General features: G+C 54.3%; 1 protein-coding gene. It reads left to right on the top strand.

Annotation, left to right across the window (positions count from 1 at the left end; all coding sequences use genetic code 11):
• The coding region (locus ACTQ53_RS17630) for an ABC transporter ATP-binding protein (protein ID WP_441934622.1) at nt 1–473 on the top strand (473 nt) is incomplete at both ends.

Below are 473 nucleotides of genomic sequence, written 5' to 3'. Positions count from 1 at the left end.
AGTATCGTCGGACCTAGTGGTGCCGGCAAGACCACTCTTCTCCAGATTATCGGTACCCTCGACAAGCCAGATAGTGGCAGCATAGAGGTGGACGGCATTGATGTGCGCAGCCTCAGCACCAAGAAACTGAGCGATTTCCGCAACCAGCATCTCGGTTTCGTCTTCCAGTTCCATCAGCTTCTACCGGAGTTCACCGCCCTGGAGAACATCATGATTCCTGCCTTCATCGCCGGAAAGGGCAGAAAGGAAGCCAAGGAACGTGCCGAGGAGTTATTGGAATTCATGGGCTTGAGCGACAGAGCTAACCACAAGCCTGCCGAGTTATCTGGTGGTGAGAAGCAGCGTGTAGCCGTGGCGAGAGCCTTGGTCAATAATCCTGCCGTCATCCTTGCCGATGAGCCATCAGGAAGCCTCGACACTAAGAACAAGGCAGAGCTTCACCAGCTCTTCTTCGACCTGAGAGACAAGTTCGG

Origin of the sequence: Prevotella sp. Sow4_E9_plate (genome assembly GCF_052116205.1) — a bacterium.
GTDB lineage: Bacteria > Bacteroidota > Bacteroidia > Bacteroidales > Bacteroidaceae > Prevotella.
This window is presented reverse-complemented; position numbering and strand designations above follow the sequence as displayed.